This is a genomic window from Micromonospora sp. NPDC049366 (assembly GCF_044466625.1).
GTDB lineage: Bacteria > Actinomycetota > Actinomycetes > Mycobacteriales > Micromonosporaceae > Micromonospora.
Genome location: NZ_JBITMV010000001.1, coordinates 222,955 through 236,438, shown reverse-complemented (window position 1 = coordinate 236,438; position 13,484 = coordinate 222,955). Strand labels below are relative to the sequence as shown.

Genomic DNA, 13,484 nt, shown 5'->3' with positions numbered 1-13,484 from the left:
AGGTCCCGGGGACGACCGGCCCGACTGACGCGCGCCCACCCGCGCCGAGCCGCCCCGTCCCAACGCCGGACCGGGCGGCTCTTTCGCTGCCCGGTCCGGCACGTCCGAGCACCCCCGTCCGACCACTGTGGAGGGAGATTCCGGTGGATGCCGTCCTCGTCGTCAACGCCGACCTCGGCCCGTTGCACCGGGTCACCGTCCAGCACGCCATCCGGATGCTCTGCCGCCGGGTCGCCGAGATCCACGAGGCCGAGCCCGACCAGGTGATCGGGGTCTTCCCGATGCCCCGGGTGGTCCGACTCGTCCGGTACGTCGTCACCCGCTGGCGGTTCAGTGCCGGCCCGGCGTGGTCCCGCGCGGGCGTGTTACGGCGCGACGGCCGGTGCTGCGCGTACTGCGACGCGCCGGCCAGCACCATCGACCACATCCTGCCCCGCTCGCGCGGCGGCCGGAACACGTGGCGGAACACCACCGCCGCCTGCTACGCGTGCAATCAGCGCAAGGGCGACCGGACGCCGGCCGAGGCGGGCATGCCGCTGCGCCGCGAGCCGGTCGTTCCGAGCTGGGCCGCGCTGGCCGGGCGGTGACCGGCCGGCCGGCGGGCACAGGGGGTCGCGTCGGGGGTACGCCTCCGGCGCGGCGCCCGCCGGTCACCCGCTCGGCGGTCAGGCGGTCGGCGCTCACCCGCTCGGCGGTCGACGGTCAGGGGGTCGGCGGCGTCCAGGCGAAGCCGGGTGCCCGGCGTTCCCGCACGGCCGTGATCCCCTCCCGGGCCTCGCCCGTCTCCGCGACCTTCCGATGCCACCAGGCGATCCGTGACGGCGCCGCGCGGTCGTCGATGATCTCCTTCGCGGCGGCGACGCTGAGCGGCGAGCGCTGCGCGATCGACGCGGTGATCTCCGCGACCCGAGCCGCGAGCCCTTCCCCGGGCAGCACCTCGTCGGCCAGGCCGATGCGCAGGGCGCGCTCGGCGTCGATCAGCTCGGCCGTGAAGAGCAGGTGTTTCGCGGCGGACGGGCCGACCAGCCGGGCCAGCCGACGGGTGGTCGGCGCGGGATAGACCAGGCCGAGCCGGGCCGGTGGCACGCCGAACCGGGCGTCGTCGGCGGCGATCCGCAGGTCGCAGGCGACGGCGAGTTGGCAGCCGCCACCCACGCAGGCTCCGCGGACGGCAGCGATGGTCGGCTTGGCGAACCGGGCCAGCCGCTCCTCGGCGGCCACCGCGATGCTTCCGTCGCCCGCCGCCAGCAACTCGTCCAGGTCGGTGAGGTCGGCGCCGGCGCAGAAGGTGTCGCCCGCGCCGGTGAGCACCAGCGCGCGGACCGACGGGTCGGCCTCCACCTCGTCCAGCAGCGGCGGCAACTGCCGCCACATGGCCGGGGTCATCGCGTTGCGGCGTGGCGGGTTGTGGATGACCACGGTCGCCACCGGCCCGCTCACCTCGACGACGAGTTCCGCGTCCGCCATCCTGACCCCTCTCCCGCCCGGTCCGCCGACCCTAACGGCGCAGGCCCGCCGGCTCCGCCGAGGGGTGTGCGACCGGTGCCTCAGAGCCGGTACTCGGGGGGTAGACCGGTGCCACGCAGGGCCGGGGGAAGGTGGGCCACGTCGTTGACCGCGATCAGTGTGGGCGGCGCGCCGGCCCGGTAGCGGATGACGGTCAGACCGGCGTTGTGATGGTTCAGGCCGATCCAGCGTGCGCCGGGCGCGCCCAGCGCATCCCGGATGAACCACGCGATGAGGAACGTGTGGGTGACGATCACGTCGTGCCGGTCACCCTCGTCCGGCGGCGCGGCGAACCGACGTACGGCCGCCGCGGTCAGCCGCGGCCCGTCGACGCGTTCGGCCGCGTCGAAGCCGTCGAGGAACCGGGCGTACGCCGGCGGCAGCCCGGCCGGGTCGGTGTCCTCCGGAAGGTGGTCGCCGACCATGTCCGAGCTCGCCACGGGTACGCCGGGCAACGCCGCCGCGACCAACGCGGCGGTCTCGGCGGCCCGGCGCAGCGGGCCGTGGTGGATCGCGTCGACGGGCACGTCACGCAGCCGCTCACCGAGCAGTACGGCCTGCTGGCGCCCCCGGTCGGAGAGCCCCGTCTCCGGCGGGTCGACACCGGGCGGCGTCTCCGCCGGCCGGTCCTGCTCGCCGTGCCGGGCCAGCCAGAGCAGCCGGGTCGCCATCGTCGTCACCTCGCACCGGGATCGGGAGGCGCGATCATAGTCACGCCTCCCGATCGGTGCGACTGCGGCGTTCCCCAGCCCCCTCAGTCGGCGGGGTCGGCGGCACCCGGCAGGGCCATCCGGAGCAGTTCCTCGGTGGCCGGGCCGGGCGGCGCGCCGGCCGCCACCGCGATCGACACCTGCCAGGTCGGGCCGTCCGGCGCGGCGAGCGTGGCCGAGTGCAGGCCCTTCGCCTGCGCCTTGCGGGTCACCGGGGCCGGCACCAGCGCCACGCCCAACCCCTGGTGGACGAAGTCGAGCAGCGTGTGCACGTCGTTGACCTCGACCGACACCCGGCGCTCGGCGTCGGCGCGGGCGAACGTGAGGTCGTTGACCCGGCGGGCTCCCCAGTCGGTGCTGAAGTCGACGAAGTCCTCCCCGCGCAGCGCCTCGACGTCGACGGTGTCCCGCTCTGCCAGCCGGTGGGCGGGGTGGCAGAGCAGCACCATGTCCTGGGCGGCCACCGGCAGCAGACGTACGCCGTCCGGCGGCGGACCGGGCAGGGCGACGAAGCCCACGTTGAGCCGGCCCTGGCGGATCAGCTCGGTGACCTGGCCGGACCCGGCGTAGCGCAACCGGATCTCCACGCCGGGGTGGGCCCGGCGGAACGAGGCCAGCAGCGGCGGCAGGTCGATCACACCCAGGCACTGCTCCGAGCCGACCGCGAGGCTACCCCGCAGCAGTCCGCGTACGGCGGCCACCGCGTCACGGGCCGCCATGGCGCTGGCCAGCGTCCGGTGGGCCTCGACCAGCAGCGCCCGCCCCGCGTCGGTCAGCTCCACCCGGCGGGTGCTGCGGACGAAGAGTTCGGCGTCCAGGTCCCGCTCCAGCGTCCGGATGGCCGCGGACAGCCCGGACTGGGCCACCCGCATCCGCTCCGCCGCGCGGGTGAAGTGGCGCTCCTCGGCGACCGCCACGAAGTACTCCAGGTGCCGCAACTCCATGATTGAGCAGTCTAGGTGCTGATTCTGAGCGCTTTCTTCTGTTGGACGGTCGGCCGGGGCCGAGCAAGGCTTGGCAACCGGGCCCTGCGAGCGCAGGGCCGGCACACCGGGTCCGGCACGAGCGCGGGACCCGTGACGAGGAGGTCTGTGATGCAGAGCCGCCGCATCGGCGACGTGTCGGTGAGCGCGATCGGTCTGGGCGGCATGCCGATGTCGATCGAGGGCCGACCGGACGAGGAGCGCTCCGTCCGTACGATCCACGCCGCGCTGGACGCCGGCATCAGCCTGATCGACACGGCCGACGCCTACCACCTGCACGCCGACGAGGTCGGACACAACGAGTCGCTGATCGCCCGGGCGCTGGCCACCTACGCCGGTGACACGTCGGATGTGCTGGTCGCCACCAAGGGCGGGCACCTGCGGCCCGGCGACGGCAGCTGGACGATCAACGGCTCGCCCGAGTACATCCGGCAGGCGTGCGAGGCGTCCCTGAAGCGCCTCGGCGTGGAGGCCATCGGCCTCTACCAGCACCACCGCCCCGACCCGAGGGTCCCGTACGCCGACTCCGTCGGCGCCGTCCGTGACCTGCTCGACGCCGGCAAGATCCGGATGGCCGGCATCTCCAACGCCAACCCGGAGCAGATCCGGCAGGCCCAGGAGATCCTCGGCGGCCGGCTGGTCTCGGTGCAGAACCAGTACTCGCCGGCCTTCCGCTCGTCCGAGCCGGAGCTGGAGCTCTGCGACGAGCTGGGCATCGCCTTCCTGCCGTGGTCGCCGCTGGGCGGCATCGGCCGCGCCGACCAGTTGGGCGGCCACGCCGCCGCCTTCGCCGCGGTCGCCGAACGGCACGGCGTCAGCCCGCAGCGGGTCTGCCTCGCCTGGCACCTGGCCAAGTCCCCGGTGGTGATCCCGATCCCCGGCGCCAGCCGACCGGAGACGATCATCGACTCGGCCCAGGCCGCCGAGCTCGTCCTCAGCGACGAGGAGCTGGCCAGCCTCGGCTGATCAGCCCGGTCCGACGCGCATGTCCGCCGGTGGCGGCGGGTACCCGCCGCCACCGGCCACGTCCACCCGAGGAGTCCCGTGACCACCAGCTACGTCGCCGATCCCGACCGGTACCGCACGATGGAGTACCGCCGGACCGGCCGCAGCGGCCTGAAACTGCCCGCCGTCTCGCTCGGCCTGTGGCACAACTTCGGCGGCGACCGCCCGTTCGAGACCCAGCGCGCCATCATCCGGCGGGCCTTCGACCTGGGCATCACCCACTTCGACCTCGCCAACAACTACGGCCCGCCCTACGGCTCCGCCGAGGAGAACTTCGGCCGGATCCTCGCCACCGACCTGCGGTCCCACCGTGACGAGCTGATCATCTCCACGAAGGCCGGCTGGGACATGTGGCCCGGCCCGTACGGCTTCGGCGGCTCCCGCAAGTACCTGACCGCGTCGCTGGACCAGTCGCTGCGGCGGATGGGCCTGGACTACGTCGACATCTTCTACTCGCACCGCTTCGACCCGGACACCCCGCTCGAAGAGACCATGGGCGCCCTGGACGCCGCCGTCCGCGCCGGCAAGGCGCAGTACGTCGGCATCTCGTCCTACTCGCCGGAGCGGACGGCCCAGGCCGCCGCCATCCTCCGCGACCTCGGTACGCCGCTGCTGATCCACCAGCCGTCCTACTCGATGTTGAACCGCTGGATCGAGGGCGGCCTGCTGGACGTGCTGGAGCGTGAGGGTGTCGGGTGCATCGGCTTCTCCCCACTCGCGCAGGGCATGCTGACCGACCGCTACCTGGGCGGCGTACCGGAGGGGTCGCGCGCCACGGCCGGAAGCTCGTTGACGCCCGAGTGGCTGACCGAGGAGAACCAGACCAAGATCCGCGCGTTGAACGAGATCGCCGCGCGGCGTGGCCAGAGCCTCGCCCAACTGGCCATCGCCTGGGTGCTGCGGGACCCGCGGATGACCTCGACGGTGCTCGGCGCCAGCAGCGTCGCCCAACTGGAGGCGAACGTCGCGGCCCTGGGGAACACCGCGTTCACCGACGAGGAGCTCACCGAGATCGACCGGTACGCCACCGAGTCCGGCATCGACCTCTGGGCGGTGTCCAGCACGGCGTGACGTCGGGAGCGGCTGCCCGGCGAGGCGGCCCCCGCTGACGACAGGCGGGCCGGGTCGCCGGGTCAGATCTCGGTGACCAGGCCCGCCTGCCGGTTCGCCTCCTCCTGCGGCACACCGCAGCCCTGCAGGACCTCGGTGACGATGACCCGCAGCTTGGAGACCACGACCTCCATCGCGAAGTCGACCCCCGCGTCGCAGGCCTCGTCCAGCTCACGGGCGGCTCGGAGCAGCAGGGACCGGCTGTGTTCCGGCTCCTTCCCGACGAGGAACTCGCGGTGCAGGCACCGGATCGCCTCGCCGAGGTGTTCGATCGACGCGGGCAGGCTGGGCGGCACCCGCTCACCGGCGCGGATCGCCGACACCGACCAGTGCGCCATCTCGCGACTGTTCGTGTAGGCCCGGTCCAGGTGCGCGGCGGTCTGCTCGTACCGGCGCATGATGCCCAGCCGGCGCCGACGCCACGGCGACAGCACCGCCACCTCCCGCGCCGCGCCGATCAGGCCGAGGGTGCCCTGTTCCTGCGGCTCCAGATCACACAGCCGGCCCAGGGCGTCATCGGCCTGCCGGGCGTCGCGGTCGGTCAGCGCCCGGGCACATCCGCTCAACCCGTCGGCCAGCTCGCGCAGCGTGGGACCGGCGGTGCGGTGGACCGTCCGCACCGGGTTGAGCGGCAGGATCAGCAACACCACGACGAGCGCCACCCCGGCGCCGACGAGCGCGTTCGCCGTACGCGGCACCGCCAGGTCCGGCGCCTTCGCGGAGACCGTACCCAGCAGCACGGCCGTGCTGCCGGCCTGCGTCATCACCGCGCCGGAACCCCGGACCAGGACCGCCGCCATGATGGCCAGCGTCACGACCAGCCCGGTCTGCACCGGGCCCACGCCGATCACCTCGACGATCCCGTTGCCGGCGAGCGCCCCGACGATCACCCCGGCGATGAGCTCCAACGTCCGGCGGACCCGGTTGCCGACGGCCGCCGCGATCGTGCCCACCGCCGCGGCGGGCGCGAACATCGGCTGCGGGTTGTGCAGCACCCCGCTCGCGACGAACCACGCCAGGCCGGCGGCCACGCCCGCCTGGGCCGCCACGATGAGGTACGTGCGGAGCCGCTCGACGACGTCGTGGCCCTCCCGCCGCACGCTGCCCCGCGGCACACCTCGAAGGCCGCGCACCCTCACCTCCGACAACGCGCCCGTCCCCGAATGCCATCGTCGTACGCGTGGAGGGTCACCTGCGCGAGATCCGCGTTCTGTCACGCCACCGGTTCGTCGTTTCCCCGGGTGGCCGTGGCCGGGTGCCGGGCGATGTCACCGGCCGGCCCCGACGGCGGCCGGCGGGGTCAGCTAACCGACCGCGCGGAGGACACGGTCAGACTGGCGGCGCAGCCGCTCCATGCACCGCGCCGTCGCGTCGTCGGCGGGCAGGAGCACGACCAACTCCTGGGCGTCCGTGCTCGGCAGCTCGAGCTTCTCCCGGTGCCAACGGAGCTCGTTCCAGACGGGGTGGTGAAGCCTGAGGGGGACGAGCGGCGGAGGCAGATGGCGGTTGAGCCGGCGGGTGAACTCCACTCCGGCCACGGGGGCGAGTTCCGCCCGGAACCACTCGGAGGTCTCCGCCGACGGCCCGAGCCACAGCTCAAAGACCCGTTCATCGGCCACCTGGTCCCAGTCGGGGAAGATCATCCGGGCACGCGGGTCGGTGAACACGTAGCGTGTCAGGTTGGGCGTGGGGCCCTCGATCAGCCCGGTGTCCCGCATCAGCAGCTCGAACTCGCTCGTGTGGGCGAGCACGTCTCCGAGGCGGTTGGTGACGAAGGCGACGCCGGGCTCGAGGAGGCGGAGGATCTCCACCACGGCGGGACGGACGTGGCGGCTCGGCGGCACCGGTTGCGCACGTCCCGGGCACCCACCGGCCGTGATCTTGGCCAGGTAGCGCAGGTGGCCGCGCTCGGCGGCGTCGAGGTCCAGGGCATCCGCGAATGCCTTGATCACAGCAGGCGACGGGTTGCGGTCCCGCCCCTGCTCGATGCGGGTGAGGTACTCGACGCTTATCCCGGCGCGCGTGGCGAGGTCCGAGCGCCGCAGGCCCGGCGACCGGCGGCGGCTGCGACCTGGCAGCCCCAACGAATCCGGCTGGGTGGTGTCGCGCTTCGCTCGGATGAAGTCGCCCAGCGGCGTGCCCATGGTCGAAGTCTAGGTCGGGCTTCCCGGCACCCCGGCCCACCAGGGTGGCCCTACCAGGGCCAGCCTGAACCCGGCCTGGTTGCCGCCGCCGGAACCACCGACCGTGGAGTGCATGAACGACACGCACAAGTTGGTCATCATCGTCGGCAGCGTCCGCGAGGGCCGTTTCGGGCCGGTCGTCGCGTCCTGGGTCGCCGACCGGGCGCGCGAGCACGGCGGTTTCGACATCGACATCGTCGACCTCGCGGACGCCGACATCCCGCTGGCGCTGCCGGAGGTCTCACCGGTGCTCGCCGGTGACTCGTACCCCCGGCCCGAGGCAATGGCGTCCCTGACGTCGCATCTGGAAGAGGCGGACGCGTTCGTCGTCGTCACGCCGGAGTACAACCACAGCTATCCCGCGTCCCTGAAGGCCGCCATCGACTGGCACTTCTCCCAGTGGAAGGCCAAGCCCGTCGCCTTCGTCAGCTACGGCGGCGCCGCCGGTGGCCGCCACGCCGTCCTGCACCTGGAGAACGTGTTCACCGAACTGCACGCCGTCACCATTCGTGACGGACTGGCGTTCCCGTATTACTACCGGTCCTGGGAGGACGGGAGGCCGCAGGACCAGGAGGCTCCCGGCTACGCCAAGGCCATGCTGGATCAGCTCGCCTGGTGGGCAGCCGCCCTGCGTGCGGCACGGGAGTCGATCCCCTACCCGGCCTGACGGCCCGAGGCGAACGCCGCCGACGTCGCCTGGTGGAAATTGGAGCCCCCGGCCGGGATCGAACCGGCGACATCTCGCTTACAAGGCGAGTGCTCTGGCCAGCTGAGCTACAGGGGCGCGTGTTTCGTGGCCAGCATAGCGACTGACGTCGGGATTTCCCGCGTCGCAGGGCTCCCGAGCACGGGAAACGTCAACATCCCGACGTTCCGCGCGTCCGGTCGCACGGATACCGCGGCCGATTGCTGTCCGCCCGTGCCCGGTTGACCGGAATGTGTATGCCGTGGGCCGAACCCGAGATCGCCACGCCTTGGCAGCACTGCAAATCCCGTTTACCGTGCAGTGACACGGACGTCGTGTCCGGCCGCCCCCGCGGCCGGCCCCGCCGCCCGTTGGCCGGCGCGACGCGCGCCGGTCGCTCCTTCACTCGGATCGTCCGGCACGTTCCTGCCGGTGAAAGGAAGCGCGCCATCATGGCCACGGTCACTTATGCGAAGGCGTCCCGGATCTACCCGGGCACCGAGCGCCCCGCCGTCAACCAGCTGGACCTCGAGATCGGCGACGGCGAGTTCCTGGTCCTGGTCGGCCCCTCCGGTTGCGGTAAGTCCACCAGCCTGCGCATGCTCGCCGGCCTGGAGGACGTCGACCAGGGTTCGATCTACATCGACCAGCGCGACGTCACCCACCTCCCCCCGAAGGCCCGCGACATCGCGATGGTCTTCCAGAACTACGCCCTCTACCCGCACATGACGGTCTACGAGAACATGGCGTTCGCGCTCAAGCTCCGCAAGACCTCCAAGTCGGAGATCGACCGGCGGGTCAAGGAGGCGGCCGGGCTGCTCCAGCTGGAGGAGTTCCTCAACCGCAAGCCGAAGGCGCTCTCCGGTGGTCAGCGCCAGCGTGTGGCGATGGGCCGGGCGATCGTCCGCGAGCCGCAGGTCTTCCTCATGGACGAGCCGCTGTCGAACCTCGACGCCAAGCTGCGGGTGCAGACCCGTACGCAGATCGCGTCGCTGCAGGCCAAGCTCGGCGTCACCACCGTCTACGTCACCCACGACCAGGTCGAGGCCATGACCATGGGTCACCGGGTCGCCGTGCTCCTCGACGGTGAGCTCCAGCAGGTCGACACCCCGCGGGCGCTCTACGACACCCCGGCCAACGTCTTCGTCGCCGGCTTCATGGGCTCGCCGGCCATGAACATCAAGACGGTGCCGCTGAACGAGAAGGGCGCCGAGTTCGCCGAGCTGCTGGTGCCGCTGACCCGTGAGCAGGTCGAGGCGGCCAAGGCCGAGGGCGGCGACGGCAAGGTCACCGTCGGCTTCCGTCCGGAGGACTGCGACCTGGTCAGCCCGACCGAGGGTGGTATGCCGGTCGTGGTCGAGCTGGTCGAGGACCTGGGCTCCGACGCCAACGTCTACGGCCACGCCGCGCTGGGCGGCAACTCGGAGCGGTTCGTGGTCCGGACCGACCGGCGCAGCATGCCGAACATGGGCGACACCGTGTTCGTCAAGCCGCGCACCGGCCGCAGCCACGTCTTCCACGCCGCCACCGGCAAGCGCATCTGACGTACGCGAAAAAGGGGCGGCCCGCCATCCGGCGGGCCGCCCCTTTCGTCTGTGCGGAGTCGGCTGCTCAGCCCTCGACGGACCGGCGGCGGGCCACCTCGGCCAGGGTGACCGCGGCGGCGACACTGGCGTTGAGTGACTCGACCTCGGAGATCATCGGGATGCTCACGGTCAGGTCGCAGGTCTCCCCGACCAGCCGGGACAGCCCACGACCCTCCGAGCCGACCACCACGACCAGCGGGCCGACGGCGGCCTCCAGGTCGTAGAGGTCGGTCTCGCCGTCGGCGTCCAGGCCCACGACCATGAAGCCGGCGTCGCGGGCGGCCTTGAGCGACCGGGTCAGGTTGGTGACCTGGGCGACCGGGACGCGGGCGGCCGCGCCGGCGCTGGTCCGCCAGGCGGTCGCGGTGATCCCGGCGGCCCGCCGCTCCGGTACGAAGACGCCCTGCGCGCCGAACGCGGCGGCCGACCGGATGACCGCGCCGAGGTTGCGCGGATCGGTGACCCCGTCCAGCGCCACCAGCAGCGGGGCGGGCTGCTCCACCGCGGCGGCGAGCATGTCCTCGAACGGCTGGTACGCGAACGGCGGCACCTGCAGGCCGACGCCCTGGTGCAGCACCCCACCGGTCATCCGGTCCAGCTCGGCACGGCTGATCTCCAGGATCGCGATGCCCCGGTCGGCGGCCGTCCGGACGATCTCGTTGATGCGGTCGTCGATGTCGATGCCCTGGGCGGTGTAGAGCGCGGTCGCCGGCACACCGGCGCGCAGCGACTCCACCACCGGGTTGCGGCCCACCAGCAGCTCCGGCGCGTCCCGCGACGGGTTCGACTTGCGGCCCGGCGCGACCCGCGGGCCCGTCCGGCCGGCCGGCTTGCCGCCACCGCGGCCGGCCGCGGCGCGACCGCCCGCCGTGGCCCGACCGCCGCCCTTGCCCCAGGTGGTGTCCTTGGTGCCCGGCTGGCCGATCTTCGGGGCACGCCCCTCCTCGGCCGCCGCGCGGCGCTCCTTCTCCTGCTTCCAGGCGGTGCGCTGCGGCAGCTTCTCGGTGCCCGAGTACGCCTTGTGCCAGGGCCGCTCGTCGGCCGGGAGGGTCTTCCCCCGCCCGGCGAGGGCGTCCCGGCCCTTGCCGCCGGAGCCCTTCGGGGCGCCCGCCTTCGGCGTCAGCCGTCGGCCACGGCGCTGCGAGTTGCCGGCCATCAGTCCTGCTCTCCAATAGTCCAACGGGGGCCCTGGGGGGTGTCCTCGACCACCACGCCGGCCTGCTTGAGCTGGTCCCGTACGGCGTCCGCAGCGGCCCAGTCCTTACGGGTGCGGGCCTGCGCGCGCTGTTCCAGGGCCAGGGCGATGAGCGAGTCCACCACGCCGCGCAGGTCGTCCACCCGGCCGCCACCGGTCCACACCGGGTCGAGGGGGTCGACACCGAGGATATCCAGCATCGCGCGGACAGCGGCCAGGGCGGTGCGGACCGTCACATCGTCGCCGCCGGTCAGCGCGGTGTTGCCGTCCCGCACGACCTCGTGCAGCACGGCCAGCGCGGCGGACGTGTTGAGGTCGTCCTCCATCGCGGCGACGAACCCCGCCGGCAGCTCACCGAACTGCCCGGCACCGACCCGTTCCACGGCCCGCTGCACGAACCCCTCGATCCGGCGGTAGGCGATCGCCGCCTCGCGGAGCGCGTCCTCGGAGTAGTCGATGCGGGACCGGTAGTGCGCGGCCGCGTAGTAGTAGCGCAGCTCCACCGGGCGCACCCCGAGCGAGTCGACGTACGCCAGGTCCAGGGTGTTGCCCAGCGACTTGCCCATCTTGGCGCCGCCGATGCTGAGCAGCCCGTGGTGCACCCAGTAGCGGGCGAACGGCAGGCCGGCGGCCTGCGACTGGGCGATCTCGTTCTCGTGGTGCGGGAAGGTCAGGTCGAGCCCGCCGCCGTGGATGTCGAACTCGGGGCCCAGGTAGCGCCAGCACATCGCCGAGCACTCGATGTGCCAGCCCGGCCGGCCCCGCCCCCACGGCGACGGCCAGTAGGCGTCGGACGGCTCGTCGGGCTTGGCGCCCTTCCAGAGCGCGAAGTCGCGCGGGTCGCGCTTGCCCCGGTCCGGTGCGTCACCGGCGGACTGCATGTCCTCCGGGGACTGGTTCGACAACGACCCGTACGCGGGCCAGGAGGCCACGTCGAAGTAGACGTCGCCGGAGCCGTCGAGGGCCGGGTAGGCGTGCCCGTCGGCGATCAGCTTGCCGATCAGCTCGTGCATCTCCGGGATGTGCCCGGTGGCCCGCGGCTCGTACGTCGGCGGCAGCACGTTGAGCGCGCGGTAGGCCGAGGCCAGGATCTGCTCGTTGGCGTACGCGATCGACCAGTACGGCCGCCCCTGCTCGTTCGCCTTGACCAGGATCTTGTCGTCGATGTCGGTCAGGTTGCGGATGAAGGTGACCTGGTAGCCGGTGGCCAGCAGCCAGCGACGCAGGATGTCATAGTTGACGCCGGACCGAAGATGGCCGATGTGCGGCGGCGCCTGAAGGGTGAGACCACACAGGTAGACCCCCACCTTGCCGGTTTCCCGCGGGACGAAGTCCCGCACCGATCGGGTGGCGGTGTCATACAGGCGTAGCGTCACCGTACAAGGGTAGCCGTCCGCGCTTTTCCGGGGCGGCCGGTGTCACGTCGTACGCTGCCTGTCATGGATACGGCGGCACGCCCCGGCGGCGGCCCGGCACCCCGTGCCGGCGGCGACCCGACGGGCCGGCAGGGCCCCGGCGCGACGACCGGGGCGGGTCGGGCCGACGGGGTGGCTCATCGAGCCCGCGGCGAGGCTCGGCCGAGCCGACGTACGCCCCACGGCTCGGCCGAGGTGACGACCCACGGTGATGGTGTCGCCGGGATCGACGCGGTCGAGGGCGCCGGTCGGGCCGGTGAGACGGCGCAGACCCTGGACCGCGGGTTACGCCTGCTGCACCTGGTCGCGGACGAGCCCGGCGGGCTGACCGTCACCGAGGCCGCCAACCGGCTCGGCATCGGCCGAGCCGCCGTCTACCGACTGGCCGGTCCGCTCACCGCGCACGGGATGCTCCGCCGCGACGAGAACGGCAGACTCCGGCTCGGCGCGGGTGTGCTGCACCTGGCCCGGCGGGCCCAGCCGCTGCTCGCGGAGGGAGCCCTGCCCGCACTGCGCCGACTCGCCGAGCAGGCCGGCGCCACCGCGCACCTCACCGTCGTGGAGGGCGCCGAGGGGGTCGCGCTGGTGGTGGTGGAACCGACCTGGACGTCGTTCCACGTGGCGTACCGGACGGGCGCGCGGCACCCGCTGCACCGGGGGGCCGCCGGCCGGGCCATCCTGGCCGGCCGGGAGGGCTTCGCCGACCCGGTGAGCAGCAGCGGGGAGTTGCAGGCCGGGGCGTACGGGGTGGCGGCACCGGTGCTCGGCGTACCCGGGCTGGAGGCGAGCGTCGGCGTGGTCGCCCTCGCCCCGCTGGACGTGGGGACGGTCGGCGCCCAGGTCCGCGTGGCCGCCATCGACATCGCCGCCGCCCTGGGCTGACCGCCCGGGAACGCGCGGCCGGCCGATCGGCGCACCGTCCGTCCGGCTTGATCAACTTCAGCTGGGCCATGTGCTGTGGTCCCCGAGCCGTGCACGCCGCCGTGCGGGCCCCCTGCGGTCGATCACGCATACCACGGCTCCGGCGGGTCGTTCGGGTTGTCCACAGGACGATCCGAGCCGGGGTAGGCCGCTGTCCACAGGGGTGTCGGGGGCCGCCCGGCCGC

General features: G+C 73.1%; 13 protein-coding genes and 1 tRNA gene. 6 read left to right on the top strand and 8 right to left on the bottom strand.

Going from position 1 to position 13,484, the window contains the following annotated elements; genetic code table 11:
- Positions 1–143: 143 nt before the first annotated feature.
- A complete protein-coding gene (locus ACIBTV_RS01110; protein WP_396701107.1) occupies positions 144–587 on the top strand; it encodes an HNH endonuclease in 444 nt (147 codons plus the stop codon).
- 115 nt (positions 588–702) lie between these two features.
- Here the strand turns inward: ACIBTV_RS01110 and ACIBTV_RS01105 are convergent, their stop codons facing one another.
- From ACIBTV_RS01105 to ACIBTV_RS01095, 3 genes are all read right to left on the bottom strand, one after another.
- Positions 703–1,467 (bottom strand): enoyl-CoA hydratase/isomerase family protein, encoded by a 765-nt coding sequence (locus ACIBTV_RS01105; protein ID WP_396701105.1) that lies wholly within the window; start codon positions 1,465–1,467, stop codon positions 703–705.
- A gap of 80 nt (positions 1,468–1,547) precedes the next feature.
- Positions 1,548–2,177 (bottom strand): histidine phosphatase family protein, encoded by a 630-nt coding sequence (locus ACIBTV_RS01100; protein ID WP_396701103.1) that lies wholly within the window; start codon positions 2,175–2,177, stop codon positions 1,548–1,550.
- An 83-nt stretch (positions 2,178–2,260) separates the two neighbouring features.
- The gene (locus ACIBTV_RS01095; protein ID WP_396701101.1) at positions 2,261–3,160 is read right to left on the bottom strand and encodes a LysR family transcriptional regulator; all 900 of its coding nucleotides are present in this window, start codon (positions 3,158–3,160) and stop codon (positions 2,261–2,263) included.
- Between the two features lie 150 nt (positions 3,161–3,310).
- Here ACIBTV_RS01095 and ACIBTV_RS01090 point away from each other — a divergent pair, with 150 nt between their 5' ends.
- Positions 3,311–4,165 carry an aldo/keto reductase gene (locus ACIBTV_RS01090; protein ID WP_396701099.1) on the top strand — a complete coding sequence of 285 codons (855 nt, stop codon included), beginning with the start codon at positions 3,311–3,313 and terminating at the stop codon, positions 4,163–4,165.
- A gap of 120 nt (positions 4,166–4,285) precedes the next feature.
- Entirely contained in the window at positions 4,286–5,275 is a 990-nt protein-coding gene (gene mgrA / locus ACIBTV_RS01085; RefSeq protein ID WP_396702019.1) for an L-glyceraldehyde 3-phosphate reductase, read from the top strand.
- A gap of 62 nt (positions 5,276–5,337) precedes the next feature.
- On the opposite strand, the gene ACIBTV_RS01080 is transcribed toward mgrA, so the two are convergent.
- Positions 5,338–6,447: an aromatic acid exporter family protein gene (locus ACIBTV_RS01080; protein ID WP_396701097.1), complete on the bottom strand. Its 1,110-nt coding sequence runs from the start codon at positions 6,445–6,447 to the stop codon at positions 5,338–5,340.
- A 171-nt stretch (positions 6,448–6,618) separates the two neighbouring features.
- Positions 6,619–7,458 carry a helix-turn-helix domain-containing protein gene (locus ACIBTV_RS01075; protein ID WP_396701095.1) on the bottom strand — a complete coding sequence of 280 codons (840 nt, stop codon included), beginning with the start codon at positions 7,456–7,458 and terminating at the stop codon, positions 6,619–6,621.
- A gap of 112 nt (positions 7,459–7,570) precedes the next feature.
- Between ACIBTV_RS01075 and ACIBTV_RS01070 the strand changes: the two genes are divergently transcribed.
- Positions 7,571–8,164, top strand: coding sequence for an NADPH-dependent FMN reductase (locus ACIBTV_RS01070; RefSeq protein WP_396701093.1), 594 nt, complete (start codon positions 7,571–7,573; stop codon positions 8,162–8,164).
- Positions 8,165–8,204: 40 nt separating this feature from the next.
- Here ACIBTV_RS01070 and ACIBTV_RS01065 read toward each other — a convergent pair.
- A tRNA-Thr gene (locus ACIBTV_RS01065) sits at positions 8,205–8,281 on the bottom strand.
- Positions 8,282–8,634: 353 nt separating this feature from the next.
- Here ACIBTV_RS01065 and ACIBTV_RS01060 point away from each other — a divergent pair.
- On the top strand, positions 8,635–9,726 hold the full coding sequence (locus ACIBTV_RS01060; RefSeq protein ID WP_396701091.1) for an ABC transporter ATP-binding protein: 1,092 nt from the start codon (positions 8,635–8,637) through the stop codon (positions 9,724–9,726).
- Positions 9,727–9,793: 67 nt separating this feature from the next.
- On the opposite strand, the gene rlmB is transcribed toward ACIBTV_RS01060, so the two are convergent.
- Both rlmB and cysS read right to left on the bottom strand, forming a co-directional pair.
- Positions 9,794–10,924, bottom strand: coding sequence for a 23S rRNA (guanosine(2251)-2'-O)-methyltransferase RlmB (gene rlmB / locus ACIBTV_RS01055; protein WP_396701089.1), 1,131 nt, complete (start codon positions 10,922–10,924; stop codon positions 9,794–9,796).
- Complete coding sequence (gene cysS / locus ACIBTV_RS01050; protein ID WP_396701087.1) at positions 10,924–12,339, bottom strand: cysteine--tRNA ligase; 1,416 nt, start codon at positions 12,337–12,339, stop codon at positions 10,924–10,926. The genes rlmB and cysS overlap by 1 nt, the downstream gene beginning before the upstream one ends.
- A 264-nt stretch (positions 12,340–12,603) precedes the next feature.
- Between cysS and ACIBTV_RS01045 the strand changes: the two genes are divergently transcribed.
- Positions 12,604–13,260, top strand: coding sequence for an IclR family transcriptional regulator (locus tag ACIBTV_RS01045; RefSeq protein WP_396702017.1), 657 nt, complete (start codon positions 12,604–12,606; stop codon positions 13,258–13,260).
- Positions 13,261–13,484: the final 224 nt, after the last annotated feature.

Coding starts and splice junctions, on each gene's coding strand:
- ACIBTV_RS01060 (WP_396701091.1), top strand. CDS start 8,635: ATGGCCACGGTCACTTATGCGAAGGCGTCCCGGATCTACCCGGGCACC.
- ACIBTV_RS01100 (WP_396701103.1), bottom strand. CDS start 2,177: ATGGCGACCCGGCTGCTCTGGCTGGCCCGGCACGGCGAGCAGGACCGG.
- rlmB (WP_396701089.1), bottom strand. CDS start 10,924: ATGGCCGGCAACTCGCAGCGCCGTGGCCGACGGCTGACGCCGAAGGCG.
- ACIBTV_RS01090 (WP_396701099.1), top strand. CDS start 3,311: ATGCAGAGCCGCCGCATCGGCGACGTGTCGGTGAGCGCGATCGGTCTG.
- ACIBTV_RS01075 (WP_396701095.1), bottom strand. CDS start 7,458: ATGGGCACGCCGCTGGGCGACTTCATCCGAGCGAAGCGCGACACCACC.
- ACIBTV_RS01095 (WP_396701101.1), bottom strand. CDS start 3,160: ATGGAGTTGCGGCACCTGGAGTACTTCGTGGCGGTCGCCGAGGAGCGC.
- mgrA (WP_396702019.1), top strand. CDS start 4,286: ATGGAGTACCGCCGGACCGGCCGCAGCGGCCTGAAACTGCCCGCCGTC.
- ACIBTV_RS01105 (WP_396701105.1), bottom strand. CDS start 1,467: ATGGCGGACGCGGAACTCGTCGTCGAGGTGAGCGGGCCGGTGGCGACC.
- ACIBTV_RS01070 (WP_396701093.1), top strand. CDS start 7,571: ATGAACGACACGCACAAGTTGGTCATCATCGTCGGCAGCGTCCGCGAG.